At 65.4% G+C, this 25,692-nt stretch carries 31 protein-coding genes and 1 pseudogene; 23 read left to right on the top strand and 9 right to left on the bottom strand.

Features of this window, described 5'->3' with window-relative positions:
• Positions 1–5: 5 nt before the first annotated feature.
• A complete protein-coding gene (locus I6F36_RS02715) occupies positions 6–1,181 on the bottom strand; it encodes a zinc-dependent alcohol dehydrogenase (protein WP_225125034.1) in 1,176 nt (391 codons plus the stop codon).
• Between the two features lie 166 nt (positions 1,182–1,347).
• Here I6F36_RS02715 and I6F36_RS02710 point away from each other — a divergent pair, with 166 nt between their 5' ends.
• Together I6F36_RS02710 and I6F36_RS02705 are read left to right on the top strand one after the other, a co-directional pair.
• A complete protein-coding gene (locus I6F36_RS02710; protein WP_225171001.1) occupies positions 1,348–2,130 on the top strand; it encodes an SDR family oxidoreductase in 783 nt (260 codons plus the stop codon).
• A 17-nt stretch (positions 2,131–2,147) separates the two neighbouring features.
• Complete coding sequence (locus tag I6F36_RS02705; protein ID WP_225171000.1) at positions 2,148–2,366, top strand: hypothetical protein; 219 nt, start codon at positions 2,148–2,150, stop codon at positions 2,364–2,366.
• A 134-nt stretch (positions 2,367–2,500) separates the two neighbouring features.
• Here the strand turns inward: I6F36_RS02705 and I6F36_RS02700 are convergent, their stop codons facing one another.
• A complete protein-coding gene (locus I6F36_RS02700) occupies positions 2,501–2,896 on the bottom strand; it encodes a response regulator (protein ID WP_225170999.1) in 396 nt (131 codons plus the stop codon).
• Between the two features lie 87 nt (positions 2,897–2,983).
• Here I6F36_RS02700 and I6F36_RS02695 point away from each other — a divergent pair, with 87 nt between their 5' ends.
• The 4 genes from I6F36_RS02695 to I6F36_RS02680 all read left to right on the top strand — a co-directional run bounded on the left by I6F36_RS02695 (position 2,984) and on the right by I6F36_RS02680 (position 8,548).
• Positions 2,984–3,991 carry a chemotaxis protein CheB gene (locus I6F36_RS02695; protein WP_225170998.1) on the top strand — a complete coding sequence of 336 codons (1,008 nt, stop codon included), beginning with the start codon at positions 2,984–2,986 and terminating at the stop codon, positions 3,989–3,991.
• Positions 3,992–4,001: 10 nt separating this feature from the next.
• Positions 4,002–4,268 carry a hypothetical protein gene (locus I6F36_RS02690; RefSeq protein WP_225130082.1) on the top strand — a complete coding sequence of 89 codons (267 nt, stop codon included), beginning with the start codon at positions 4,002–4,004 and terminating at the stop codon, positions 4,266–4,268.
• 351 nt (positions 4,269–4,619) lie between these two features.
• Positions 4,620–7,790, top strand: coding sequence for a CheR family methyltransferase (locus tag I6F36_RS02685; RefSeq protein ID WP_225170997.1), 3,171 nt, complete (start codon positions 4,620–4,622; stop codon positions 7,788–7,790).
• On the top strand, positions 7,790–8,548 hold the full coding sequence (locus I6F36_RS02680) for a Crp/Fnr family transcriptional regulator (RefSeq protein WP_225170996.1): 759 nt from the start codon (positions 7,790–7,792) through the stop codon (positions 8,546–8,548). The genes I6F36_RS02685 and I6F36_RS02680 overlap by 1 nt, the downstream gene beginning before the upstream one ends.
• A 71-nt stretch (positions 8,549–8,619) precedes the next feature.
• On the opposite strand, the gene I6F36_RS02675 is transcribed toward I6F36_RS02680, so the two are convergent.
• A complete protein-coding gene (locus I6F36_RS02675; protein WP_225170995.1) occupies positions 8,620–8,814 on the bottom strand; it encodes a hypothetical protein in 195 nt (64 codons plus the stop codon).
• Positions 8,815–9,107: 293 nt separating this feature from the next.
• On the opposite strand from I6F36_RS02675, the gene I6F36_RS02670 reads away from it, so the two are divergent.
• Together I6F36_RS02670 and I6F36_RS02665 are read left to right on the top strand one after the other, a co-directional pair.
• Positions 9,108–9,290 (top strand): hypothetical protein, encoded by a 183-nt coding sequence (locus tag I6F36_RS02670; protein WP_225170994.1) that lies wholly within the window; start codon positions 9,108–9,110, stop codon positions 9,288–9,290.
• Between the two features lie 133 nt (positions 9,291–9,423).
• Positions 9,424–9,624 (top strand): hypothetical protein, encoded by a 201-nt coding sequence (locus I6F36_RS02665; protein WP_036025636.1) that lies wholly within the window; start codon positions 9,424–9,426, stop codon positions 9,622–9,624.
• A 19-nt stretch (positions 9,625–9,643) separates the two neighbouring features.
• On the opposite strand, the gene I6F36_RS02660 is transcribed toward I6F36_RS02665, so the two are convergent.
• The gene (locus I6F36_RS02660) at positions 9,644–9,928 is read right to left on the bottom strand and encodes a hypothetical protein (protein WP_225130075.1); all 285 of its coding nucleotides are present in this window, start codon (positions 9,926–9,928) and stop codon (positions 9,644–9,646) included.
• A 286-nt stretch (positions 9,929–10,214) separates the two neighbouring features.
• Here I6F36_RS02660 and I6F36_RS02655 point away from each other — a divergent pair, with 286 nt between their 5' ends.
• The 6 genes from I6F36_RS02655 to I6F36_RS02630 all read left to right on the top strand — a co-directional run bounded on the left by I6F36_RS02655 (position 10,215) and on the right by I6F36_RS02630 (position 13,292).
• Entirely contained in the window at positions 10,215–10,424 is a 210-nt protein-coding gene (locus tag I6F36_RS02655) for a hypothetical protein (protein ID WP_225144604.1), read from the top strand.
• Complete coding sequence (locus I6F36_RS02650) at positions 10,424–10,624, top strand: hypothetical protein (RefSeq protein WP_036013732.1); 201 nt, start codon at positions 10,424–10,426, stop codon at positions 10,622–10,624. Before I6F36_RS02655 ends, I6F36_RS02650 begins: the two co-directional genes overlap by 1 nt.
• 65 nt (positions 10,625–10,689) lie before the next feature.
• Positions 10,690–11,766: a flavodoxin family protein gene (locus I6F36_RS02645; protein ID WP_225170993.1), complete on the top strand. Its 1,077-nt coding sequence runs from the start codon at positions 10,690–10,692 to the stop codon at positions 11,764–11,766.
• Positions 11,763–12,665, top strand: coding sequence for an NAD(P)/FAD-dependent oxidoreductase (locus I6F36_RS02640; protein WP_225170992.1), 903 nt, complete (start codon positions 11,763–11,765; stop codon positions 12,663–12,665). The genes I6F36_RS02645 and I6F36_RS02640 overlap by 4 nt, the downstream gene beginning before the upstream one ends.
• 98 nt (positions 12,666–12,763) lie before the next feature.
• Positions 12,764–13,093, top strand: a complete 330-nt coding sequence (locus I6F36_RS02635; RefSeq protein WP_036013740.1) for a four-helix bundle copper-binding protein — start codon at positions 12,764–12,766, stop codon at positions 13,091–13,093.
• Positions 13,094–13,103: 10 nt separating this feature from the next.
• On the top strand, positions 13,104–13,292 hold the full coding sequence (locus tag I6F36_RS02630; protein ID WP_225170991.1) for a hypothetical protein: 189 nt from the start codon (positions 13,104–13,106) through the stop codon (positions 13,290–13,292).
• A 22-nt stretch (positions 13,293–13,314) separates the two neighbouring features.
• Here I6F36_RS02630 and I6F36_RS02625 read toward each other — a convergent pair whose 3' ends face one another.
• Positions 13,315–13,572, bottom strand: coding sequence for a hypothetical protein (locus I6F36_RS02625; protein ID WP_036013744.1), 258 nt, complete (start codon positions 13,570–13,572; stop codon positions 13,315–13,317).
• Between the two features lie 282 nt (positions 13,573–13,854).
• Between I6F36_RS02625 and I6F36_RS02620 the strand changes: the two genes are divergently transcribed.
• The gene (locus tag I6F36_RS02620; protein WP_036013747.1) at positions 13,855–14,229 is read left to right on the top strand and encodes a hypothetical protein; all 375 of its coding nucleotides are present in this window, start codon (positions 13,855–13,857) and stop codon (positions 14,227–14,229) included.
• A gap of 104 nt (positions 14,230–14,333) precedes the next feature.
• Here I6F36_RS02620 and I6F36_RS02615 read toward each other — a convergent pair whose 3' ends face one another.
• Both I6F36_RS02615 and I6F36_RS02610 read right to left on the bottom strand, forming a co-directional pair.
• Positions 14,334–15,674, bottom strand: a complete 1,341-nt coding sequence (locus tag I6F36_RS02615) for a polysaccharide deacetylase family protein (RefSeq protein ID WP_225170990.1) — start codon at positions 15,672–15,674, stop codon at positions 14,334–14,336.
• Positions 15,675–15,829: 155 nt separating this feature from the next.
• Complete coding sequence (locus I6F36_RS02610) at positions 15,830–16,657, bottom strand: polysaccharide deacetylase family protein (RefSeq protein WP_225170989.1); 828 nt, start codon at positions 16,655–16,657, stop codon at positions 15,830–15,832.
• 83 nt (positions 16,658–16,740) lie between these two features.
• On the opposite strand from I6F36_RS02610, the gene mgtE reads away from it, so the two are divergent.
• From mgtE to I6F36_RS02590, 4 genes are all read left to right on the top strand, one after another.
• On the top strand, positions 16,741–18,162 hold the full coding sequence (mgtE, locus tag I6F36_RS02605; protein ID WP_036025625.1) for a magnesium transporter: 1,422 nt from the start codon (positions 16,741–16,743) through the stop codon (positions 18,160–18,162).
• Between the two features lie 176 nt (positions 18,163–18,338).
• Positions 18,339–18,656 carry a DNA-binding transcriptional regulator gene (locus I6F36_RS02600; protein ID WP_225170988.1) on the top strand — a complete coding sequence of 106 codons (318 nt, stop codon included), beginning with the start codon at positions 18,339–18,341 and terminating at the stop codon, positions 18,654–18,656.
• Between the two features lie 161 nt (positions 18,657–18,817).
• On the top strand, positions 18,818–19,636 hold the full coding sequence (locus I6F36_RS02595) for an aldo/keto reductase (protein WP_225170987.1): 819 nt from the start codon (positions 18,818–18,820) through the stop codon (positions 19,634–19,636).
• Between the two features lie 49 nt (positions 19,637–19,685).
• Complete coding sequence (locus I6F36_RS02590; RefSeq protein WP_225170986.1) at positions 19,686–20,504, top strand: hypothetical protein; 819 nt, start codon at positions 19,686–19,688, stop codon at positions 20,502–20,504.
• Between the two features lie 944 nt (positions 20,505–21,448).
• Here the strand turns inward: I6F36_RS02590 and I6F36_RS02585 are convergent.
• Positions 21,449–21,842, bottom strand: a pseudogene (locus tag I6F36_RS02585) (DUF599 domain-containing protein); the annotation flags it as partial.
• 74 nt (positions 21,843–21,916) lie between these two features.
• Here I6F36_RS02585 and I6F36_RS02580 point away from each other — a divergent pair.
• The 4 genes from I6F36_RS02580 (at position 21,917) to I6F36_RS02565 (ending at position 24,699) form a co-directional block, all read left to right on the top strand.
• Positions 21,917–22,579: a glutathione S-transferase family protein gene (locus tag I6F36_RS02580; RefSeq protein ID WP_225170985.1), complete on the top strand. Its 663-nt coding sequence runs from the start codon at positions 21,917–21,919 to the stop codon at positions 22,577–22,579.
• Positions 22,580–22,854: 275 nt separating this feature from the next.
• Positions 22,855–23,058, top strand: coding sequence for a hypothetical protein (locus tag I6F36_RS02575; RefSeq protein WP_085969273.1), 204 nt, complete (start codon positions 22,855–22,857; stop codon positions 23,056–23,058).
• A 156-nt stretch (positions 23,059–23,214) separates the two neighbouring features.
• A complete protein-coding gene (locus I6F36_RS02570) occupies positions 23,215–24,216 on the top strand; it encodes a hypothetical protein (protein WP_225170984.1) in 1,002 nt (333 codons plus the stop codon).
• Between the two features lie 42 nt (positions 24,217–24,258).
• The gene (locus I6F36_RS02565) at positions 24,259–24,699 is read left to right on the top strand and encodes a DUF1489 family protein (RefSeq protein ID WP_036015220.1); all 441 of its coding nucleotides are present in this window, start codon (positions 24,259–24,261) and stop codon (positions 24,697–24,699) included.
• Here the strand turns inward: I6F36_RS02565 and panC are convergent.
• Positions 24,696–25,547, bottom strand: a complete 852-nt coding sequence (panC, locus tag I6F36_RS02560) for a pantoate--beta-alanine ligase (RefSeq protein WP_225113832.1) — start codon at positions 25,545–25,547, stop codon at positions 24,696–24,698. The two genes, I6F36_RS02565 and panC, sit on opposite strands and share 4 nt — an antisense overlap.
• Positions 25,548–25,692: the final 145 nt, after the last annotated feature.

Raw genomic sequence — 25,692 nt, 5'->3', positions numbered from 1 at the left:
TTCCTTCAGGGCTTCAGCACGACCTTGACGCAGGAATCGCGCTTGTCGCGAAACACCTGGTACATCTCCGGTCCCTGGGCGAGCGGGACGGTGTGGGTGATGACGAAGGACGGGTCGATCTCGCCTTCTTCGATGCGGCGGAGCAGGTCATCGGTCCAGCGGTTGACGTGGGTCTGGCCGGTCCGCATCGTCAGGCCCTTGTTCATGAAGGCGCCCATCGGGAGCATGTCGGACAGGCCGCTGTACACGCCCGGCACCGAGATGATGCCGCCGGGACGGCAGACATAGATCATCTCGCGTAGCACGTGGGGCCGGTCGCTCTCGGCCATCACCATCTGCTTGGCGCGGTCGAGCAGAGTGTCGGGCAGCGATGGCATCACATGAGATTCCATGCCGACGCAATCGATGCATTTTTCCGGGCCCTTGCCGTCGGTCAGCTCCTGGAGCCGCTCCACCACGCTCTCGGTCTCGAAGTTGATCGTGGTGGCGCCGCCGGCCTCGGCCATGCTGAGCCGCTCGGGCAGGCAGTCGATCGCGATCACCTGGTTGGCGCCGAGCAGGATGGCGCTGCGGATCGCCATCTGCCCGACCGGGCCACAGCCCCAGATCGCGACCGTATCGGTCGGCTCGATGTCGCATTGCGCGGCGGCCTGCCAGCCGGTCGGGAAGATGTCGCTGAGGAACAGCAATTGCTCATCCGGGATGCCGGCCGGAACCTTGATGTGGGTGGCGTCGGCAAAGGGCACGCGGAGATATTCGGCCTGGCCGCCGGGATAGCCGCCGGTCAGATGCGTGTAGCCGAACAGGCCCGCCGTCGTGTGTCCGAACACCTTGTCGGCCAGATGACGCTTGCGGTTCGTGGTCTCGCACACCGAGAAATTGCCGCGCTTGCACTGGTCGCATTCGCCGCAAATGATCGTGAACGGCACGACGATGCGGTCGCCCTTCTTCAGCTTGCCGTCGACGCCCGAGCCGACCTCGACCACTTCGCCCATGGTCTCGTGGCCCATGATGTCGCCGGGCAGCATGCCCGGGATGAAATTGTGAAAGAGGTGCAGGTCGGAGCCGCAGATGGCGCAGCTCGTCACCTTGATGATGGCATCGCGCGGATCCTGGATCTCCGGGTCGGTGACGGTGTCGCACCGGATGTCCTCCTTGCCGTGCCAGACCAGCGCCTTCATCGTCCGTCCTCCCGGTTGAGCCACGTGCCATCTAAGTCCAGGCACGAACGATGGTTGCTATCGCCGCGCGCAAATTCTTCGCACTGCGCAAATAGGAACGAGAGAGCAGGGCAGCGATTGAGCGTGATCACCTCATTCCAAAGGCTCAACCACAAGGATTTGCCGCATGTCCGCCAATCAGCTCGCCGTCGTCACAGGAGCCTCCACCGGTATCGGCCTGGAACTCGCTAGGTGCTGTGCGCAGGCAGGCTTCGACCTCGTAATCGCGGCCGACGAGTCCCAGATCGAGCAGGTGGCCGTCGATCTCCGGCGGCTCGGCGGCAGCGTCGAGCCGGTCGAGACTGATCTTGCGACCACCGAGGGCGTCGACAAGCTGTGCGCTGCGGTCGGCGACCGGCCGATCGATGCGCTGCTGGCCAATGCCGGAATCGGCCTCGGCAAGGCGTTCCTGGATCAGGACTTTGCCAGGGTGAAACACCTCATCGACACCAACATCACCGGCACGCTGTATCTGATCCACCGCGTCGGCAATGAGATGCTTCGCCGCAATGCCGGCCGCATCCTCATCACCGGCTCGATCGCCGGCTTCATGCCGGGCAGTTTCCAGGCCGCCTACAACGCCAGCAAGGCGTTCCTCGATTCATTCTCATTTGCGCTGCGCGAGGAGCTGCGCGACAGCGGCGTCACCGTGACCTGCCTGATGCCGGGGGCGACCGAGACCGAGTTCTTCCGCCGCGCCGACATGATGGACACCAAGGTCGGCACCGACAAGAAGGACGGCGCCTACGATGTTGCCAAGGCCGGCTTCGATGCGATGCTGCGCGGTGAGGCCGATATCGTCACCGGGCTGAAGAACAAGATCCAGACCACGGTCGCGAACGTCACGCCGAACGAGATGCTGGCCAAGCAGCACCGCAAGATGGCGGAGCCCGGTACTGCAAGGTCTTAGAGCGACGCGCGTGCAATGTGGCGGCGCGCACGAACCGTTTTGCGAAGAGAAAAGAGAAAGAAGACCCCGATTCACATAGCCTAATGCGCCGCGGCCCTCAAACCGTCAAATTGTACGGGCTGAACCAAGAGGGGGCTGCTCTGGCGATGGATCGCATCGAACAGGCCTTTATCGCGACTGCCGTTACGGGTTTTCTCGTGATGATGGTTGCGATCGTCTGGATGATGATGAGCTGAAGGTGGGGAGCTTGCCGTCTTGCGCATCGCGCTACCTTACGCCGCAGTTATCCTGTGCCTGGCGGTGACCGCGTGGCTTGCTTTCGCGCATCTATTTTGATCGTCGCCCGGCTGCGAGCTTTCAACCGCTTTTGCTAGACCGGCTGTTCGGCGATGAGTCCGGTGAGCTTCCGTGCCATCGCCGCAAGATCGATCGGCTTTTCCAGGAGCGGCACGTCCTGAAATTCCGGACTGAGCGTGATCTTGTCGTATCCGGTGGTGAAAAGGAAGGGCACGTTACGCGCTCTCAGCTCGCGGGCGATCGGAAAGATCATCTCGCTGCGGATGTTCACGTCGAGCACGGCGGCGTCCAGGACGCTGCCGTCGTGCAGGATCTTGAGCGCGTCTTCGAGATCGCCGACAGGACCGGCGATCTCGGCGCCCAGCGCGCGGAATGTCTCGCCGATGTCATCGGCGAGAAAATACTCGTCCTCGACCACGAAGATGCGGCGCCCCTTGAGCTCTGCGCGCTGATGCGACGATGTCGCCATGCTGTCTCGGCCTCCCAACGCATAGGAACATAAGCCGGCGATCCGCCTTGGTGCAAACTGCAAACGATGCAATTGGAGGCGGGTTCCATGGGCAACCGCGACATCATTGTCATCGGGGGCTCGGCCGGGGCAACCGCTCCATTGAAGCAGATCCTGAGCCGTCTGCCGGCGGATCTGCCGGCCGCCGTCTTCATCGTGCTGCACATCCCGGCCCAGGGCATCGGCATCCTTTCCACGGTCGCCAGCAGTGCCGGCCCGCTCCCCGTCCGGCAGGCCGAAGACGGTATGAAGATCGAGCCCGGTCAGATCTACCTGGGTGCTCCGGACCATCATCTTCTCGTCACGGAGGACCGCATCTTCCTCGGCCGCGGCCCGCGGGAGAACATGGTGCGGCCGGCGATCGATGCGTTGTTCCGCTCGGCCGCGCTCTATCACGGGCCGCGCGTCATCGGCGTGCTCCTGAGCGGCCTGTTGTCGGACGGCGCGGCCGGCCTCAACGCCATCAAACGCTGCGGCGGGATGGCCGTGGTGCAAGACCCCGCGGACGCGATCTCGGACGAGATGCCGCAGCGCGCCATGGAGGCGACCACGGTCGATCTCTGCGTTCCCGGCGCCACCATGGGCGACGTGCTCTCCGAGCTCGTCAGGGAGCAGGCCGGCGCCGCGCTGCCGATTCCGCCCGAGATCAGGCTCGAGGTCGAGATCGCGGCTGGTGAGCGGATCGGAAGCGACAATCTCGCCTCTATGGCTGACCCTGTCGCCCTGACCTGTCCAACCTGCGGCGGGGTGCTCTCGGAGGTCAAGAGCGCCCGCCCGATGCGCTTCCGCTGCCAGGTCGGCCACGGCTTCACCGCCGATGCGCTCGCCAAGGAGCAGGAGGGGCGCGTCGACGAAGCCTTGCGCGTGGCATTGCGGATTATCGAGGAGCGGGCGGAGCTGGTGCATCGCATGGCCGCCGACGGCCGCCGCACCGGCCGGGCTGCCGTTGCCGAGATGTACGAGGCCAGGGCGCTCGAATACCGCGAATATGCCGACATGATCCGGCGCGTCGTGCTAAAGTCGCTCGATCCTTCCGTAGGCAAACGGGAGGCGTGAAGGCGTCGCCATGGCCATCTCCCTTGCCGAACGCACCGCACAGCTCGATGCCGAGCAACGCCTGCTGGTGAAGGCGGAACAGGACATCGAGGAGGGCTGGAAGCGCATCCGCAATCAAGAAGATTGCGTGCGTGAACTCATGGCGAGCGGACACGACACGCGTCAGGCGGAGCGGCTGGTCAGCCTGCTCAAGCAGACCCTGGTCGAATGGGAGCGCCACCGCGTCCTGATCGAGCAGCGGGTCGAGTATCTCCGGCAGGAGGTCGCGGCTGGGTAGTTGGCGGGGGGGGGGGCCGCACGGCAGCTCTCCTGAACTCCGCGCTGAGCTCAAATATGGCATCGAGCTGCCGCTCCGCGTACCGGCGCCAACGCTCGTTCTCGGCCAGCAGGCGGTGAGCGTCCGCCGTTGCGCGCTCGGCGCGCCTGATCAGAACGGCGAGTTCCTCGGAGATCGGCATCGCTGGTTCCTCCGCCGCCGGCCAAGTATGGACCTGGTGGCCGAGGCTGACAACGCTGAAGGCCTCGGGGACATTTTTGCGTTTGATCTGTTGGGATAATATTGATTTCTGCTATTTGCAGGAGCCGGGCGCCTGTTGGTCCCGGCGAGCAAACGAGAGCCACCAGAGCCATGCACGACGTCGGCGACCAGCCGGTCCAAGGAGAGCGCCAGATCAAAACTCCGCTGGTCATAGGGGTGGGCGCCTCGCCTGGTGCACTGGACAGCATCGAGCGCTTCTTTGCCAAGCTGACCGTAGGCGCCGATCAGGCCATCGTGCTGGCGCTTCAGCATCATGAGACTTACGACGAGCAGCGGCTGCGCGGAATCGTGCAGGCGTCCAATGGCGGAAAGGTCGCCGATATCGGTGATGACCACGCGATCGAGGGCGGCATGATCTATCTGTGCCCGCCGGCGATGATCACCACGATCCAGAACAATCGGTTCGCGATCCGCAAGGCCGAGCAGGCGCCCGGCGAGCGCGCCACGATCGACAGCTTCCTGGTCTCGCTGGCGGAGGAGCGCGCCGAGCAATCCATCGGCGTCATTCTTGCCGGCACCGGCGGTGACGGCACGCTCGGCACGGCGACACTGAAGGATCACGGCGGCCTCGCCATTGCCGAAAAGCTAGCGAGCGAGGATGAGGCCGAGCAACTGCGCAACGGCAACACGCCCGCCGCCATCGCCGACTATGTGCTGCCGCCCGAGGACATCCCCGAGCACATCCAAGTCTATGCCCGTCATCTCAGGCGTCTGGAGGAGAAGCAGGGCTTCGACGAGGTCCTCGCCGCGGCCGCCAGTTCGCTGTCGCGCATCGCCGACATCCTGCGAAACAAGACCGGCAACGATTTCCACGGCTACAAGCAGAACACGTTCCTGCGCCGTGTGCAGCGGCGCATGCAGGTGGTCCGGATCGACGACATTGCCGCCTATGTGGATTTCCTTCGCAACGACAAGGACGAGGCCCAGTATCTCTTCAACGACCTCCTGATCGGCGTCACCGAATTCTTCCGCGACAAGCGCGAGTTCGAGGTGCTGGAGATGCAGATCATCCCGAAGATTTTCGAGGGCAAGGGCGCAGGCCAGCAGATCCGCGTCTGGGTGCTCGGCTGCGCCACCGGCGAGGAGGCCTACTCGATCGGCATTCTCCTGCGCGAGCACATGGCGCGGATGGATTCCGTGCCGCAGGTCCAGATCTTCGCCACCGACATCGATGGACGGGCGCTCACGACCGCCCGCGTCGGCCGCTATCGCACCAATATCGAGGCGGATATGACCAGCGAGCGGCTGGCGCGCTGGTTCGTGCGCGAGGGCGATACCTATTGCGTGGTGAAGGAGCTGCGCGAGATGTGCATCTTCTCGCAGCACAACGTCATCAAGGATGCGCCGTTCTCCAAGCTCGATCTCGTCTCCTGCCGCAATCTGCTGATCTATCTCAACGCCGAGCTGCAGAACCGGGTGATTCCGCTGTTTCATTTCGCGCTGTTGCCGGAGCGCTATTTGTTCCTCGGCAATTCCGAGAACGTGACCCGGCATCCGAAGCTGTTCGCGCCGGTCGACCGCCGCGCCCGGATCTTCAAGAAGCTCGAGACGGGAACGCGGCTGCCGCCGGAATTTCCGATCACGACCGCGGCCGGCAGGGTGCCGGTCGAGGTGCCGGCGATGCGCTCGTTCGGGCCCGACGTCGGCCTCGAGCGACGCGCGCAGCGCATCGCGGAGCGCTATGCGCCGGCCTATGTCATCACCGACGAGAATTTTCAGGTCCTGCATTTCTCCGGGCGCACCGGCCGCTACATCGAGCCGACGGCGGGCGCCGCCACGCTCGACCTGCTGCAGCTCGCGCACCGCGATCTCCGGCTGGAATTGCGCACAACCCTCAGCCGCGCCGCCGACATCAACGAGCCGGTTCATGCAGAGCAGGTGCAGCTAGGCGTGAACGGTCACCGCGTCCTCGTCGACATCACCGTCGAGCCGATCCATGACGGCATCGGCGGCCACCGCAATTTCGTCGTTCTGTTCAAGGACGGCCCGCTGCGAACCATCGAATCCGACCAGAGCAATCCCAACGCGCTGGTGCGCACCGAGCACGTCGAGCGCCTCGAAAACGATCTGCGGGCCACGCGCGAGCGCCTCCAGGCGACCATCGAGGAGCTCGAAAGCACCAACGAGGAGCTGAAATCCTCAAACGAGGAATATCAATCGCTGAACGAGGAGTTGCAGTCCGCCAACGAGGAGCTCGAGACCTCGCGCGAGGAATTGCAGTCGGTCAACGAGGAGCTGACCACCGTGAACGGCGAGCTGGCACACCGCGTCCAGGAGCTGACGCGCGCCACCAGCGACCTCAAGAACTTCCTCGAGAGCACGCAGATCGCTACGGTCTTCCTCGACAACGATCTGCGCGTGATGAACTTCACGCCCGCGATCACCCAGCTCCTGCATCTGGTCGAGACCGACACCGGCCGGCCGATCAGCCATATCAAGGCCCGCATCCCGATCGAGGAGCTTTACGACGACATTCGCCGGGTGCTGCGCACGCTCGCCAGCATCGAGCGCGAGCTGAGCGCGCCGGATAGCGGCACGCGCTACATCGTGCGCATCCTGCCATATCGCAGCGTCGACAATTTCATCGCCGGTGTCGTCATCACCTTCATCGACGTGACCGCCATCACCCGTGCCGAGGAGCGGCAGCGCCTGCTGCTCGCCGAGCTCCAGCACCGGGTTCGCAACACCCTCGGCGTGGTGCGCTCGATTGCCCGCCGCTCGGCGGAAACGAGCTCAACCGTGGAGGAATACGCCTCCCATCTCGACGGCCGTTTGAATGCCTTCGCCCGCACCCAGGCGCTGGTGACGCGCGATCCCGAGGGCGGCGTCGATCTCGAATATCTCGTGGTCGAGGAACTGCTCGCCTATAATGCCAGGGAAGGCGAGCAGATGCGGGTCTCGGGCCCCAACATCCGCTTCCAGCCCAAGGCTGCCGAAACCTTCGCACTCGCCATTCACGAGCTCGCGACCAATGCGCTCAAATACGGCGCCTTGAGTCAGCCGAGCGGGCGCATCGAGGTGACCTGGCGCGTCGATGAGAGCACCGATCCGGCGGAGCTGGTGTTCGAGTGGCGCGAGCGCGGCGGGCCGCGCGTGACGGCAAGGCCGCGAAAGGGATTCGGAACCGAGCTTCTGGAGCGCACGCTGGCGTTCGAGCTGAAGGGGCAGACCACGATGACATTCAACCCGGCCGGGTTGCAATGCACCATCACCATCCCCCTGACCAAGCGTGCCTTCCACACACCGGTGGTGGCCGCCTGATGCCGTTGTCGACAGCCGATCGCAGCGTCCTGGAGCCGGTCGTTCGCCGGCTGAATGCGTTGCGGCGGTTGTCGAACGAGGCTCGCGCGTCGCTGGAATACGCCATGCTCGAGGGTCTTCAACGTGCCGGATCCGGCGAGGATCTGATCACCGAGGGTGATCGCGTCGATGGTGTCCGCGTCCTGTTGTCGGGCTGGCTCGGCCGCTACAAGACGCTGGAGGACGGCAGGCGCCAGATCGTCAATTTCATCTTCCCGGGCGAAAGCTGCGATGCGCACGCTTACCTGCTTTCGGAGATGGACCATTCGATCGTGGCGCTGACGCCCGTGGTCTATGCCGAGATCAAGCGCGCGCGATTCGAAGGTCTCCTCGCCAACAACCCCACGCTGTCGGAAGCCTTCTGGTGCGAGACGTTGCTCAACAGCGCGATCCAGCGAGAATGGGCGATCAATCTCGGCCGCCGGGTCGCGCTGGAGCGCGTGGCGCATCTGTTCTGCGAAATCGTCGAGCGGCTGCGCCCGGTGGGAATGGTCGACGGCAATTCCTGCCTCATGCCCGTGACGCAAACGGATCTCGCCGATGCCACCGGACTTTCCGTCGTTCACCTCAATCGGACGCTCCAGGAGCTGCGCGCGGCGGGGCTGATCGTGCTGCGCGAGCGGACGCTGACCATCCCTGACCTCGATGCGCTCAAGAACGCGGCGCTGTATTCGCCTAGCTATCTCGGGATCTACCGGGCGACTGAAGCGGTCCGTTGACGCCGTTCCGTTCCGGCCAGACGAGTCGTTTCGCTGAGATGGGCCGGAACAGGATGTCGTCCTGCTCGCAATCACGCCTGTTTGGGGCGCTGTCCGTCCTGGACATCATCATCGTCTTCACTTGGAAAGGGCTCGTGAGTTTTCCGGCCCAGAAACGTATCCGGTCGAGGAAGCGTCAATACCTCCAGCGATTCACGGATCGCCTTGCGAACCTGCTCCACGTGTTTCTCATCGGACTGCAACGGATAATAAGGCTGTTTCGCCATCAGGCGCTCCCCGGGTCATGCAGGCGGGAGCACCATCGGTCTCTCAGCCACCGGCGCCTACGGGCAGAGCCACAGCCAGTGATGAGATCACCGTACACCCGTTGTGGCGTTTCAGCTAAGGAAATCGGGGATCTGCCGGTCCCTGTTTCGGGCTACCGGTGCGTGGTTGAGGGCAGTCCGGCGGGGTTGTGATGGCTTGATCCAGGTTAATCGGCGGCGCTTTTTGAGCGGTTGGCGCCATTTGAGTAACCTATGCAAGTGCGCGCTCGCGACTCTCCGTCGCATGATGCGTGATGCCAGAGACCCTGTTTGCCCGCGCCAACCGCGCTATCGAAGAGAGCCGCGCCCTCCGGGAGCAGCACAGAGAAGTCGCGGGCCGCTACGGCGACGCGGTGAATGATTTGCGCCTCGCCATCATGGACAGCGCCATGCTCCGCTCCGAGATCAGGGCGCGCCGCGACAACGAGGAATCGTAACTGCGGCCTTTTCGCCGAAACAGGCAACCGTTCCCTTTCTGGAACGTTAGATCGTTGGCCAGCTGTGCAGCCGGCCTCAATACCCGTCGGAACGCAACGGCGCGCTCGACCTCATGCACCAGGAGGACGCCTGATGAGGACGCGACATCGATTCAAGCAAGTCGACACTCTGGAAGCGCGGCTCGCCGCCGAGGCGGAGCGGCTACGCGAACAGGCCAGCTTGCTTCCGCCCGGCGCGGCGCGCGACGAAGTCCTGCGCAAGGCGCGTCAGGCGGAAACTGGGTCTCAGATGAGCGAGTGGCTGCGGTCGCCGGGCCTGCAGCCGCCAAGCTAGCCCGGCGCGATGCGCGTCGTCAGCGCCGCTTCGCGGCCTTGCTTCGCCGATTGTACGGGGAGCGGTTGACCGGCCGCAGCGAAATTCCTTCGCGTTGCGCCTTGCTGCGAATGGCCGTGACGGGGCGCTGCAGCTTGATGCTCATCACGCCGGTCGGCGTGTTGCCTTTCGCAAGCTGCTTCAGCTTGTTCACATCCGCCGCTGTCCACGGCTCGCGCGCGCGGCGCTTGTAGGCGGGATTTGCCTTGCGCGGTCCTTTGCGGCCGATCGGCGACCCCGGGCGTTTCAATGCTGCTTTTGCCATGATGATCCTCCTTCAGGTCGTCCTTGAACATACGAATCAGCATTTCGGTTCCGGCGCAGTCCGGATCGATCGGTCCTGCGGTTGTGATTTGCGCAAAATCGCGCAGCGTTAACTTATTGAAATGCCGGAACCGGCTGTTGCGACGGAAGCTACAATCGTTGCCGGGCCGAGCCGCCTCGACCGGCAAGCGACTTGAGTGACAAGAGAGCCTGGGCCCCGGCGCCCGATCCCCCGCCGGGGCCGATTTCCTTTCAACCGAATTGTCCACGAAAGTTCAAAAGTACAAATGACCGCCAAACGTAACCGCAGGAAACAGACCCAAACGCTTCAGGAGCGACTGGCCGCTTTTGCCGAAAGCGCGCGCGAGCGCGCCCGCGACCTGCCGCCCGGCAGGGAACGCGAGATGCTGCTGCGTCGCGCCAAGCAGAACGAAGTGACCTCGAACCTCACGGATTGGCTCAGCGCACCCGTCGCTCCAAGGCGAGGACACCTATAGTGGCAAGTATCAAGCACTACCGCGCGTTCCAGATCGATCCGGACGGGCACGTGTTCGGGTGCATCAACCTCGTCTGCGACGACGACGAGCAGGCCAAGCGCGAAGCCGCCTCGCTCGTCCTGGTGCATCGCATCGAGCTGTGGCGGCTCGATCAACGGATCGCCAAATTCGATGCGCCGCAGGAGCTTGTTCGCCAGTAAGGCTTGGGAACTGCGCGCTGGGCGCCGGGTTGGGTCGGAGGGATTCGACTTCGCCAGGAGCGAGCATGACGGACGCCGACATTCGCAAGGGGATGCCGCCCGTCAAGCTGTCGCGTGAGGAGTTCGAGCGGCGCTACAAGCGTCAGTTCGTCGATCCCGCCTTTGCTCCGCTTGGGCGCGAGCTCGATGCCATCATCGCTGCGGCCTGGGACGCCTACAGCCATTCGCGCAAGGCACCGTTGACGCGGAAGGCCGGCGCAGGCTTTTCCGACCCGAACTACGATCTTGCCGTCGACTGGCTCGATGCACGCTCAAAAATCCTGGAGGCGCAGCGTCGCCACGACGATGCCGACGAGACGCCGCGCATCCTGATCATCAACGGCTCGGCCCGCAGCGAGCACACCTGTCCCGGCGAGATGTCCAAGACCTGGCGGCTGGTCAAGGTGGCCGAGCCCGTCTTCATCGAGATGGGATTTGCCGTCGACATCCTCGATCTGTCGCGCCTCGCTTCGGAATTCGGCAAGACCATTCATCCCTGCAAGTCCTGCGTCGGCACCGCCATGCCGCTGTGCCACTGGCCGTGCAGCTGCTATCCGAACTACTCGCTGGGCCAGACCCACGACTGGATGAACGAGATCTATCCGCTCTGGGTTGCCGCCCACGGCATTCTGATCGTGGCGCCCGTGAACTGGTATCACGTGCCCGCCGGTCTGAAGGCGATGATGGACCGCATGGTCTGCGCCGACGGCGGCAATCCCGATCCGACCTCGACCCACGGCAAGAACGCCGCGGAAGCCAAGGCGATCGAGCTGAAGGGCTGGCCCTATCCGCGCCATCTCGCCGGCCGCCATTTCGGCCTCGTCGTTCACGGCGATGCTGTCGGCGCCGAGGGCGTGCGCCGGGCCTTGTCCGACTGGTTGACCGACATGCAGCTGATCTCGGCAGGGCGCTACGCCGAGCTCGACGGTTATGTCGGCTACGACGAGCCATACGCCACATCCCATCGCGAGCTCGACGAAGACCGCGAATTCCAGCAGGAAGTGCAGAATGCGGCGCGCGCGCTCGGCAACGCCGTCCGGCTCGCGCGAAGCGGGCGCCTCGATGAGCCCGGCGCCGGTCTTGCGGACCCGAACCCCAAATGACCGGCGCGCCACCCCTTGAATGCCTGATCGTCGGAGGCGGGCCGGCGGGACTGATGGCCGCGATCTATCTGGCGCGCTTCCGCCGCCGCGTCTGCGTCGTGGACGCCGGCGCGAGCCGGGCGGCTCTGATCCCGCGCAGCCACAATGTCCCCGGCTTCGTCCACGGCCTGTCCGGCGCGGAACTGATCGAGCGGATGTCGGCCCAGCTGAACGAGCTCGCCGTCACACGCGTGGAGGCCGAGGTCACGGCGTTGCAGCGTCACGAACACGGTTTTGAAGCGAGCTGGAATGGCCGCGGGCATTCGGCCGCCACAGTCATTCTCGCCTGCGGGATCGTCGATACCCATCCGCCGTTCGCGGAGTGGCGCGCGGCGGTCGCGGACGGACTCTTGCGCTATTGCCCGATCTGCGACGCCTTCGAGGCCACCGGCCGCCGCATTGGCGTCGTCGGGCCGCTGGATCGTGCCGCCGCAAAGGCGCTCTTCCTGCGTGGCTATGCGCGCGACGTGACGCTGCTTGCGACCGGCGCGGACGACGCGAAGGCCGCAACGTCGGAGCTGTCCGAGGCGGGCGTCGGAATCGTGTTCGCGCCCGAGCTGCGCCTGGCGCGGCGAGGCGGCGGCGTTGAAGCGGATTTCGCCGACGGACGTACCGCGCAATTCGACATCGTCTATCCTGCGATGGGCGCGGAGGTCCGCTCCCAGCTCGCGATGGCGCTGGGCGCCGACCACACTGCGGACGGTCATTTGAAGGTCGACGATCACCAGCGCACGTCGATCGCCGGGCTCTACGGAATCGGCGACGTCGTCACCGACCTGCACCAGATCTCGGTCGCGTTCGGCCACGCGGCCATCGCGGCCTGCACGATCCACAACAGCCTGCCGCCGCGATTTGCGTGATGGGACGGCGGTGAGCCTCACAATCGACTGGAACCGGGAACGAAGCGCGTTGCCCCGCTTTGGTCGAGCGGAGCGGGGCGCGCAACTGGAGACAACCGATGGCTCAATCCGAAGACATGACCCGCTGCATCGCGCTTTGCATGAGCTGCTACCAGACATGTCTCGGCACGGCGATGAACCATTGCCTCGAGACCGGCGGCAAGCATGTTGAGCCGAAACATTTCCGCCTGATGATGGCCTGCGCCGAGATCTGCCGGACCGCCGCGCACTTCATGCTGATCAACACGCCGCATCATAAGCACACCTGCGGTGAGTGCGCCGAAATCTGCACCGAATGTGCCGAGGATTGCGCCCGGATCGGCGGCATGGACGAATGCGTCGCGACGTGCCGCTCCTGCGCCCAATCCTGCCGCGCGATGGCGGCTTGAGGAGGTGCCTATGCTGGAAGAGAAACTCAAGGAAGCGATCGTCGGCGAATTGCAGCGTCAGGCCGCCGACCGGCCGCACTCGCTGAAGGTGCAGGGCGCGGGAGACGCAGCGGCCTCGGAGGAGCTGACGGTCAACGGCAAGATCGACCTCGGCGCGCTTGTCATGGTGATCGCAGGATCGGTCGCCGGCGGGCCTTGAGCTCGATCGTCGACCGGCCGCCTCAGCCATACTCCTCGCCGATGCCGTATTCCCGGTAGATCTGCAGCGGGTCGAGCTCGGGAAACAGACGGCATTTGGCCTGCGCAAGATGCAGGCTCACCGCTGCCGGCTCCTTGCCGTTCGCGAGCAGCTTGCGGATGTCCTCCATATGCGCGTTCGGCTGGTGCTTCGGTTCGAGCTGCTCCAGCGCGACCAGGGCGGTCGCGAGTGCCTCGGTCAGAACCCAGTCGTCGTGGCCCGTGATTCCCTTCTTCGACATCGGAAGAACCCCACATCTGGTGGCGGTCACAGTTTACCGCGCCTTCGGCCAAATCGCCATTGAGCCGTTGCGGGCCCCTCGCGCGCGAGGCCATGGGCCATGCTCCAGCTTGCCTTATGGCCGCGTCAGGCTAAAAGGCGGCTAGTTGCGGGGGCGGCAGTATCCTTGTTGAAACAAACTTGGCGTAGACGGGCCGTATCCAGGCTCGCCGTTCCGGTCTGGGTCCCGATCCCGCACGTCGCAACACCATGGGGTTGCGACCCCCTCAAGGTTCGAGCCAGCATGGTTTTTCTCAGTTTCGTCTACCGCTTCCTCACCAATTTCGCCTTCATGGCGGTGGTCTATTTCAGCTTGAACTTCATGGAAAAGTATCCGAACCGGGCGATCCTGGCGATCCTGGTGCTGGTCTATGCCGCCATGCGCGCGGCCTCGACGCTGCGGGCGTTCTACTTCTTCCAGAAGATCGAGAAGCTGGAGGCCGAGACCAAGCGCCTTCAGGCTCCGATCAACGACGGTTCGGGCAGCACCACCGCGCGCAAGCAGGTGATCACCGACGTCGCGCGGCTGCGGCGGGACGGCGAGCTCAAGTCCTACATGGACCTGTTCTTCCTGGCGCTGATCGTGCTGCTCTGCGTCGCCGCCATCATGCGGCAATAGCAGCTAAAGCATGATCCGGAAAAGTGCGAAGCGGTTTTCCGAAAAGATCATGCATAAACAACAACCTAAAGCGCGATGATGATTCATCCTAATCTCATCGCGCTTTAGGCGCGCTTTTTCAGGCTGGCGACGCGAGTCGGACGGGGCGGCACGCCCTTGGAGGCCGCGCCATTGGCCGCGGCGCTCTTCGCTGCGTTACTCTTGGGTACGATGTCGACGGGCTGCGCGGCATGATCCGCTGCAGCCGGCGCCGCCTGTGCGGTACGCCGCCCATGCAGCTTGGCCGTCTTGCCCTTCGCGCCTCTGCCCTGTGCTGCCTTGTCCTTGGCCGGATGCGGCCTCTCGGCCGCCATGGCGAGCCGGGTCGCGGCGCGCCGCGATAAGGTCGTCGACATCAGCACCTCGACCGAGCCTTCCGGAATCGCGAACAGATCGCGACCCGGGACGGGCAGGGTGGATGCGAGGTCGATCTGGCCCTTGCTCCGGCGCGGCAGCAGCGACGGATGCTCGGCCTGCACATTGAGGCCCGCGAGCGCAGGCGCCGGCAGCGTCCTGGTCTGCGTGAACACGAAATGCGGCACACGTGGCCAGCGCGCGATCGGCGTCGTCTCGGTTGGCGGATGCAGCAGCCATTCGACCTGCGTGGTCGGCGTCGCCGGCCGCTCGGGACTGGCGGGCACCACATGCACGATGCGATAGCCGCGCGCCTTGAGGTCGCGGATGATCTTGGGCAGTGCCGCCACCGTGCGGGCCTGAATGTCGTGCAGCAGCAGGATGCCCTTGCCCTTGGCCTCCAGCCGCTGGATCGCAAGCTGGTAGACGCGGTCGGACGAGACGTGCCGCCAATCGTCGGCCGGGAAGTCGGCGCTCCAGACCTGGAGGCCGCGCGAGATCAGATGGTTCTCGATGCCCTCGGCGCGCATCAGCCCGGGAATGCGGAAGAACGGGGCGAGCTGCGACGGATCGATCATCGCGGCTGCGGTCCATTCGATGCCGCCATTGATCTCCGCCTCGGCCTTCTCGATCGGCATCCGGTCGAAGGTCAGCGGATGGTCCATGCTGTGCGTGCCGACGGTATGGCCCGCCGCGACCAGCTTGCGCACGCCTTCCGGATTGGCCTTGGCCTGGTTGCCGACGATGAAGAAGGTCGCCTTGATGCATTCGTCGGCGAGGATCTTGAGCACCTGGTTCGAATATTTCGGGATCGGACCATCGTCGAAGGTCAGGACGACCTCATGGTCCTTCAGCGGCAGCGTCTCGCGGTACTGCATGGTGCCGATCAGCGGATGTTCGCGCGGATCGACAACGAGGGTGCGGGAGGTGCCGAGGGCGTCGGGGTGGCCGGGACACTCGGCTGCGAGCGCGGCCGGCGAACCGGCGGTGAGCATTCCCAGACAGAGGACGATCCACGATCGCGTCCGCAAAACAACGCTACTTCCGATCATGAACCTCGTCTGCCCCCATGCAATTGGCGCTTAGATAGGTCGGAGACGGCTCAAAACGGTTCAGCCGCAGCCGCCCTCATCTTCACGGGGTAGCATGAACAGAGTGTTAATTGGTCCCAAATCACCCCATTTTGCCCGGGCGTGACATTCCGGCATCAGCGCGTATCGGCGCTCTTCTGTGATGTGCCCGCCGGGACGATGTGGACCACCCGATAGTCGTTCTCCCTCAGATACCGTAGAAACGCCGGCATCATTGCGGCCGTGCGCGCCTTGTTGTCGTGGAAGAGGATGATGCCCTTGCCGCTCGCGGCGAGGCGCTCGGTGACGAGCTTCAATTGCTGCTCCGGCGTCATCTCCTCCCAATCGCTGGCCCATAAATCGGCCCCGAACACAATGATGCCGCGCGACTGGAGCAGGTCGAGCTGTGCTTGGGTCGACTCGAAATAGGGGAAGCGGAAGAACGGCGTCGACGGTGTCGTCGTCGAGGCCCCGTGCAGCGCCGTCTCGTCTGCGGCAATGCCCCGGTCGATGTCGGCCATGGCCTTCTCGAACGGAATACGCCCCATGAACGGATGCGAGTAGGAGTGATGCCCGACGGTGTGGCCCTCGCGGGCGATGCGCTTGACCCAGTCGGGATGCTCGGAGGCGTGCTGGCCGATCAGGAAAAAGGTTGCGCGCACGCACTCCTTTGCCAGCGCCGCCAGGACCTTCGACGTCGTAGGCGGGTTCGGCCCGTCGTCGAAGGTCAGCACGACCTCGCGATCGGCCAGCGGCAGTGTCTGCGGAAAGCTCTTCAGGCCCACGCGCGGATAGGTCTTGGGATCGACGCTGAGGACGCGCGAGGTGCCGAGCGCGTCCTTGCGCGGGCACTCGGCGGCCCCCGTCTCGGCGGCGCCGATGACGGTCGCGGCAGTGCCGCTGATGGTCGCCACGAGCGCGCCCGCCATGGTCGAGGTCCACCTCAGTCGCAGCATCTTTGTCATTGCGCTCGGCTTTGCCTTGTGGGTATTGCCTGAACCCTCAGCTCATACCACCCGTTCCAACCTGTCAAACGGCGAGGCGCGCCATGGATGAACATCTGGACGTTGCCCCATCGGCTGCGGATTCGGTACTCGACCACGTGCCGATGCGCAATGAAGACGGCGATATCAGGCACGAATTCGTCGAGGAGGTCGCCCGTGCGATCGAGGCCGGGGACAGCGCGGCGCTGCGTGCCTGCGTCGCGGAGCTGCACGAGGCCGATCTCGGCGATCTGATCGGCGCCCTCGAGCCCGACGACCGCGTCCGCCTGGTCGAGCTCACCGGCCGCGATTTCGATTTCTCGGCGCTGAACGAGGTCGATGAGACCGTCCGCGAGGAGATCCTCGAGGAGCTGCCGCCGGAGACGGTCGCCGAGGGCGTCCGCGAGCTCGAATCCGACGATGCGGTCGAGCTCTTGGAAACCCTCGGTGCCGAGGAGCAGGAAGAGATTCTGGAGAAGCTGCCGCTCAAGGAGCGCGTCGCGCTCGAGCGCAGCCTGCTGTACCCGGAGAACTCCGCCGGCCGCCGCATGCAGACCGAGTTCATCGCCGTGCCCCAGGATTTCACGGTCGGCCAGGCGATCGACTACATGCGCGAGACGCCGGATTTGCCCGACCGCTTCTACGAGATCTACGTCGTCGACAAGGAGCAGCACTGGCAGGGTGCGGTGCCGCTCGACGTGCTCCTGCGCACGCGCCGGCCGGTGGCGCTGACCGAGCTCACCGACGAGGACCGCCGCCGCGTCTCCGTCCTGGAGGACCAGGAAGAGGTGGCGCGCATGTTCGGCAAATACAATCTCGTCGCCGCGCCCGTGCTCGACACCCAGGATCGCCTCGTCGGCGTCATCACCGTCGACGACGTCGTCGACGTCATCGAGGAGGAGGCGGACGAGGACCTCAAGGCGCTCGGCGGTGTCACCAGCGACGAAGAGCTGTCGGACACGTTCCTCACCATCGCCCGCGGCCGCTTCAACTGGCTGCTGGTGAACCTCGCCACCGCGTTCCTGGCGTCCTCCGTGCTCGGCCTGTTCGAGGGCCAGCTGGAGAAGATGGTCGCGCTCGCGGTGCTGGCGCCGATCGTGGCGAGCCAGGGCGGCAATGCCGCGACCCAGACCATGACGGTGGCGGTGCGGGCGCTGGCGACGCGCGAGCTCGGTTCCTCCAACGCCTGGCGCGTGGTGATGCGCGAGGCCCTGGTGGGCCTCGTCAACGGCCTCGCCTTCGCCGTGATCACCGGCATCGCCGCGGTGGCCTGGTTCAAGATCCCGGGCCTCGGCATCGTCATCGGGCTCGCCATCGTCTGCAACCTCGTGGCCGGCGCGCTCGGCGGCATCCTGATCCCGATGGCGCTGGATCGCGTGCGGGCCGACCCGGCGGTGGCGTCGGGCACGTTCGTGACCACCGTGACCGACGTCGTCGGCTTCTTCTCCTTCCTCGGGATTGCGACGCTCTGGTTCGGGTTGAAGTAGGTCTCACCCCATCGTCATTCCGGGGCGCGCCACTTGGCGCGAACCCGGAATCCATTTGTCCGCGTCGACGCTGCACAATGGATTCCGGGCTCGCGCTTCGCGCGCCCCGGAATGACGACAACCGTCTTTAATCCGACTTTAAGCGACCTGCCGCATCATCGCCTTTGCTTGGGGGAATGGGCATGCGGTTGCGGCTGAAGGCGGACGGACGGATCGTCGAATTGCGGAATGGGCAGGAATTTCCGGTCCAGCCGCTTTCGGTTCAGCCGACGGCCAATGCGGCGCCGTCTGACACCGGCCCGCTCGCGGTGCGCGATCTGCGCCGGCGCGCCTGCCTGACCCAGATGGAGTTCGCCGCCAGGCTCGGCGTACCCGTCGAGACCATCCGCAACTGGGAGCAGGGCAAACGCGCCCCGCGCGGCCCGGCCCGCGCACTGCTCACGGTGATCGCGCATGCCCCCGACGCGGTGTTCCAGGCGCTCGCCAAGACCTGACGCCAAGGCCTGACGCCAAGGCCTGACGCCGAGACCTGACGCACAACCTCCCGTTAGGCCTGCATCGAATAGCCCGCCTGGCTGCCGCGGCTTCCGTTGGCAGTATCATCGACCGGGTCCATAATGACGTCTGGGGCTGTCGCAACGGAAGAGGATTCCTCATGCTGTTCGTCGAGGCCAATGGCGCAAGGATTCCGGCGATCGGTCTCGGGACCTGGGAGCTGAGCGGAAGGCCGGCCGCGCGCGTGGTCGAGCAGGCGCTACGGTTCGGCTATCGCCATATCGACACCGCGCAGGTCTACGACAATGAGCGCGAGGTCGGCGACGGCTTGCGCGCCTCCGGCGTGCGCCGCGACGACGTATTCCTCACCACCAAGGTCTGGACCAACCATTTCGCACCCCATGATCTCGAACGCTCGGTGAAGGAGAGCCTCGCTCGTCTGCGGCTTCCCTCGGTCGATCTGTTGTTGCTGCACTGGCCCAATCCTCATGTGCCGCTCGCGGAGACGCTGGGCGCGCTGTCGCATGCGAAGACGATGGGCCTGACCCGCCACATCGGCGTCTCCAATTTCACCGTGGCACTGATCGAGCAGGCGGTCGCGCTGTCGGCGGAGCCGCTGGTCTGCAACCAGGTCGAGTATCACCCCTATCTCGATCAGGCGAAGGTGAGGGCAGCCTGCGACCAGCATGGCCTTGCCCTCGTCGCCTACAGCCCGATCGCCAAGGGCCGCATCAAGTCCGACCAGACGCTGGCCGAGATCGGTCGCGTCCACCGCAAGGCGGCGGCGCAGGTCTGCCTGCGCTGGCTGGTGCAGCAGAATGTCGCTGCGATCCCGCGCACCTCGCGCATCGAGCGCCTGTCGGAGAACATCGAGATCTTCGATTTCGAGCTGTCGGAAGACGAGATGGACCGGATCGCCGCGCTCGCCAATCCGAAGGGACGCCTGACCGACTTTGGCTTCGCCCCGAAATGGGATTAAGAGGGACCCGGGGTATGCTAGGACCGCGGCGGCAACCCAAGATCGGTCGATGGAACTGGGGAAGATCATACGGACGGACATTGCCGCCTCGGCAATCGCCCATCTGACGCTGGTGGCGCTGATCATCGTGATCAGCGAGGTCCGTCCGTTTCATAGCCAGCCGCCCGAAACCGTCGCGGTCGACATCGTCACGCCGGAGCAGGTGAAGCAGGAGGAAACCAAGGCGAAGCCGCCAGAGCCGCTCCCCGATCTGAAGCTGCCGAAGCCGGATATCACGGACAAGGCGGAGGCATCGAAGCCTGCGGCCAGGCCGCAGGCGGCAGCACCATCGCCATCACAGCAGGCCTCGCCTGAGCAGCAGCAGAAGCAGCCGCAGGCCTCGAAGCAGCGTGAGGCCAACGCGCAGCCGCCGCCGCAGGCCGCGCCGCCGCCGGCCTATCAGACGCCGCAACCGGACGTCACCATCAAGTACGGGGTCATGCTGGGCTTGCCGCCCGAATTGCCGGTCGAGCCGAAAGGCGCCAAGGACGACGGCGGGGATGCCAACGATTCAATCGCTGCGAAGCTTCCGCCCGAGGTCATCGCGGAGCTTCGCCGTCACTTGCGCGGCTGCGCCAAGCTGCCGCCCGGCGTCGCACCGACCGACAACGTTCATGTCAAGCTGCGCACCGTGTTCGCCACCGACGGCACGCTGGCGCGCGAGCCCATCCTGATCGAGGCGCCGCCGTCCGCCAAGGGCGTGGCCATCGTCAAGTCCGCAACGAGCGCGCTGCAGAACTGCCAACCCTACAAGATGTTGCCGGCCAATCTGTACGGGGAATGGAAGGTGCTGGATCTGCCGTTCAGCCCGAAGGATTTCGGCGGATAGCGCGTCGTGGTGTAGTCGTGTAGCCCGGATGAGCAAAGCGTAATCCGGGGCTGCTCGCCCGGCAGCTCGAATTGTCCCGGATTACGCCGCGCTCCATCCGGGCTACGAGAGCAGGGTGTTTCGCTTCTCTGTCAACCTGCCCGCTCTAAAATATTCCACTTTACCGAAATTCGGAAATGGCGTATGTATCGCCCATCCCGGCTCAATCTCGAGGGGCGATCATGAGGTCGTCATTGTCGCGAGCCGGGCTTGCGGTGGACGCGGCAGCGTCGTGTACGAGAGCTGAGGGCAGGGCGGATTGCTCTCCGTGAGCCCGAGGCTTCGTACGGACGAGCGGCGCCGTCAGGTTCGTCGCGCCGGCATTTCGATGGCAACGTGCACAACGCCGTCGAACCCTGCGGCGCCAACGAACCGCGCGTACGGCAAAACCGTGTGGTCCTGGCCGTCGTTGCTACGGCCAAGCTCTGGCGAATGCGGCCCTCGCGTCAACCGGCGCGGTGCCGGCGACTTTCGCGGGAGTGAGGGAGGCCAGAGGGAACTCGGCTCCCGGGAGAGCGCGGCATAAGCCGTCCGACCATCGCGCAGGGAAGGCCGTGTGTTGGGCTTCACCTGTATGCTGCTGTGCGGTTCTTCCTGCGTGTGCTCTAGCGCAGCGGACCGCGGGTGCCGCCGGCACCCGGCCTTCCCTGCGCCCTCTTGGCTAAGAGGGCGGCGAGACGAAGCAAAGCTCGGGCGAAGCAGCCGCGAGATCGCGAAGGCATGTCTGTGATCCGATCTCGTGCCCCGGACGCAGCGCAGCGTCCCCCCCGGCGATGCGAAGCATCGTCCGGTTCGACGATGCGCTGCAGAGCAGGGGCCCATGCCTCCGAGCAATCCGTGTGGCGCTGGGTCCCGGCTCTGCGCCGCAACGCTTCACGCGTTGCAGCTTGTCCGGGACACGTGGCTCAATGCCCTCGCTTCATCCCCTCACCACCATCCACCGCCCCGGTGCCATCGCGGCCCAGGCGCTGGACGCGAACTGCCGCCGCCAGGTCACGACCACGACCGCTGCCGTGGTCACGAACAGCACCCAGGGGCTGACGAACCAGCCGAGATAGCCGAGCGCGAAGAAGAAGGCACGCTGGCCGCGGTTGAAGTGGCGGCCGGCGGATTCGAACAGGCGCGAGGTGCGGATGACGTGGGCTTCGGCCTCGGGGGTGTCGCGCTGTGAGGCCGGCGGCATACCGCCGAACAGGATTGCGACATAGTTGAACAGGCGATAGGCCCAGGCGAATTGAAGAAGGCGTAGACGCAAATTAGCACGAGGCCGACGCATTTCAGCTCCCACAAAGCGGGCGAGCAACGATTGATTGGCGGCAGGCGATGGCGCTAAAAGCGGCTGCAACTGCAGGACTCAACGAAGGACCAGTGACATGGCTGCGCTGAAACTCGCGATCGGCAACAAGAACTACTCGTCATGGTCGATGCGGCCCTGGCTCGCGCTCCGCGCCAACGACATCCCGTTCGTGGAGACGCTGATCCCGCTCTACACCGACGATCCCGCCGACAAGGCGCAGATCCTGTCCTTCAGCCGCGCCGGCAAGGTGCCCGTGCTGGTCGACGGCGACGTCACCGTGTGGGATTCGCTTGCCATCATCGAGTACGTCGCCGAGCGCTATCCGGAAGCGAAGCTCTGGCCTGACGACGTCGCCGCGCGCGCGCATGCCAGGTCGGTATGCGCCGAAATGCATTCCGGCTTTGTGGCGCTGCGCAACGAATGCGGCATGAACCTGCATCGGCCGATCCGCGCCGTGGCGCTGTCGGCGGATGCCAAGGCGAACATCGCGCGCATCGAGGAGATCTGGCGCGAGTGCCGCACCCGCTATGGCGCACAGGGACCGTTCCTGTTCGGCCGCTTCGGTGCGGCGGACGCCATGTATGCCCCCGTCGTGCACCGCTTCCGCACCTATGCGATCGAGGTGGCGCCGGACACCAGGGCCTACATGGAGAGCATGATGGCGCTGCCGGCGTTCCAGGAATGGACCCGGGATGGACTGGCCGAAACGCTCGTCATCGCCAAGTTCGAGGACGCCTGAGCGGCAGTCCGACCGGCGCCGGCCGGAGGCGGGGGCGCCAGCCGATCGGGAGGAGGGTGCGACAGGCCTGCGACAGGTCGGCGGAATAAGCAGCTCCGCCGGCATCATCGCCCCACCGGCTGTCCCGTTATCATCCTGAAATAACTGCAAAAATTGTGCGCGGGCCATGCCGGCATGGCGCTGGCCAAAAGCATCGGACGCGTGCTATACAGCCGCCCGGGTTTCCGGCCGGCCCTCGCAGTGGGACACTGGGCGAGGCGGGCGCTGTTTGAGTAATGGAGAGGGTGTTGAAGCACAAATTCCCCGTGGGAACGCGCGTCCTATTCACGGCCAGCAATGTCGCGCGTCCGGCTGCGAGCGGCGCGTATGAGGTCATCCGTCTGCTCCCGACCGAAGGCGACGACTGCCAGTATCGGATCAAAAGCTCGACCGAAGCCTTCGAGCGCGTCGCCAAGGAAAGCCAGCTCGCGCTCTCCTGAAGGCCGACGCCGTCAGTGCATAGGCGCCTCCCGGGAATTGTACTCTGCCGCCGTCAAAAGGCCCGCTTCACCTTCACAAGGGTGGGCGGGGGCAGTTGCCGACTCGCGGTGCTCGCTTGACCATCCGCTCTTTGCTCGCGTGAGGGGACGTCGCGCATGAACTGGGCATGGGCCACTTCGCTCGACCAAATCTGGCTCTCGCCGGCCTTCCCGATTTGGATGACGCTGGCGGCTGCCGGATTCTTCGGATTGATTCTGCTGATCACGCTGTTGCGCGCCGACAGATCGGTCGCGAACGGCGCGCTGACCGTCATTACCCTGCTATCCATCGCGATCGCCGGCGCAGCCACGGTGCGTCTCTATGGACCGGACGCGCCGTCCGCTCCGGCCGAGGCGCGCGCGCAGGCTGTGGTGAGCGCGAGTCTGCCTGCGCTGTCCTGTCTCGACGATATCGCCGGCGATGCCGTTGGCGCCGGCTGCGAGAAGGCCCTGTTCGGCGCGCCTGACGCTGCGGCCGCGGCGGTCTCCTACACCGCCGCCAGGATCGACCGCCTGACCGCGCTCGGCGATGTCGCCACGGCGGAGAAGAGCCTGACCCTCGACATGAAGGTGCTGCGCAAGTCGCTCGAGCGAGATCGTTACGGTCTCGTTGCACATGTGCTGGTGGCGCGTGACGGCTGCACGCAGTTCGATTGCGCCGCGTTCCGCTCGCTGACCGACCAGCAGCAGGTTGCCGCCAACATGGACTCCCATCTCTACGAGACCCTGGTCGCGCGCTATGCGCCGACCTGGAACGCGCCCGCAGCAGCCGCAGCGGCGATGCCCGCCAACGCCGCGCTCGCCGGGCTGCCGCCGTCAATGCCGACGGGCAGGCCGACCAATGCCGAGTTCCCGAGCGCGTCCTCGACGCCGCCGGTGAGCATCATGAATCCGGAGCCCACGGCGGCGACGCGCCAGGCCGCGCCGGCCGCAAATGCGGCGGCAGCACCGCGTGCGCCGGCCGCGGCCTCCGCACAGGCCGCAGCGCCTCCGGCATCGAGCCCGCCGGCTGCGAAGAAGCCGCCGCCCCAAAAGGCTGCGCGTGCGCCTGCGGCGCCGGTTCCGCTCGCGCCGCCGCCGGCCTCGACCGCCGCTCCCGCGCCTGCGGATAACGAGTAGATCGGCATTCCAAATGCTGGGTTGCCCGGCTAATGCTTGGGCATGCCACTCCATCTGATCAAGCTCGCCGTCGGCTGCGACTCCGTCAAGGAATTGAAGGAGTGGGTGGCCGAACGGATGCAGACCGCCAAGAAGAAGGGTCTGCCGCAACATCACATCCACATCACGCGCATGGTGCCCAAGCGCGACGCCGAGATCCTCGCCGGCGGCTCGCTCTACTGGGTGATCAAGGGCGAGATCGCCGCGCGCGAAAAGATCATCGGCATCGAGCCGTTCCGCGACAAGGACGGCATCGGGCGCTGCCGGATCGTGATGCAGCCGAAAGTGATCTCGGTCTCGCCGCGGCCGATGCGCCCGTTCCAGGGCTGGCGCTATCTGACCGACGATTCCGTGCCGGCCGATCTCGGCAAGTCAGCGGCCGGCTCGATTGCAGCGATGCCGGAGCCGATGCGGCGAGAGCTGCGTGACCTCGGACTGCTCTAAACAGCCATATTGTCGATCAGCCGGGTGGTGCCGAGCTTGGCCGCGACCAGGATCCGCAAGGGGCCGTCCTTGCGCGAGGTGACCGGTGCCAGCGTCTCGGCATGGCGGACCTCGTAATAGTCGAGCACCAAGCCGGCCGCCTTGACCATGTCCGCACCGCCGGCCATCGCCGGCGCGATCGAATCGCCGGCACGGATGCGCCCGGCGCTCTCTCTCATGGCGCGATAGAGGACAATGGCGGTCTGGCGCTCCTCGGGCGAGAGGTAGACGTTGCGCGAGGACATCGCGAGTCCGTCGCGCTCGCGCACGGTGCGGGAGCCGATCACCTTGACACCGAGGTCGAGGTCGCGCGCCATCTGCGTCACCACGCGCAATTGCTGGAAATCCTTTTCGCCGAAGATCGCGACATCCGGCCGGACTTGCGTGAACAGCTTGCCGACGACCGTGGCGACACCGCCGAAGAAGTGCGGGCGGAAGCGGTCCTCGAGGCCGGCGAGCGCCGGCCCCTCCGGCGCGATGCGGGTGGCAAACCCCTCCGGATACATGGCCGCGACGCCCGGGTGCCAGACGATATCGACGTCCTCGGCCGCGAGCTTGGCGATGTCGGCCTTCCAGGTGCGCGGATAGGCGCCGAAATCTTCGGTCGGAGCGAACTGGGTCGGGTTGACGAAGATCGACACCACGACGCGGCTGGCGCGCCGCTTGGCGAGGCGAACCAGCGACACATGCCCGTCATGGAGGGCCCCCATGGTCGGGACCAGTGCGATCGTGGCCTTTCGCTTGCGGAGATTGTCGACGGCGCGTCGCAGGGCGGGGACCGTGCGGGCGATCAATGGGCTTGCTGACATCGGGACTCGACGATTGGGAAGCGGCGCAGGTGCGGGCGTCGCGCCCGGCGGCTAACCTTAACAAGCGGAGATCGTGGACGCCATGCATCCGGATGCGGCACAGCATCCCGCGCAAGCCGGCGTCGAACGTCGCGACATTGTGGGC

Source organism: Bradyrhizobium sp. BRP19 (assembly GCF_020194195.1).
GTDB lineage: Bacteria > Pseudomonadota > Alphaproteobacteria > Rhizobiales > Xanthobacteraceae > Bradyrhizobium > Bradyrhizobium yuanmingense.
The sequence above is the reverse complement of the archived record's forward strand: the minus strand, read 5'-3'. Positions and strand labels throughout refer to the sequence as shown.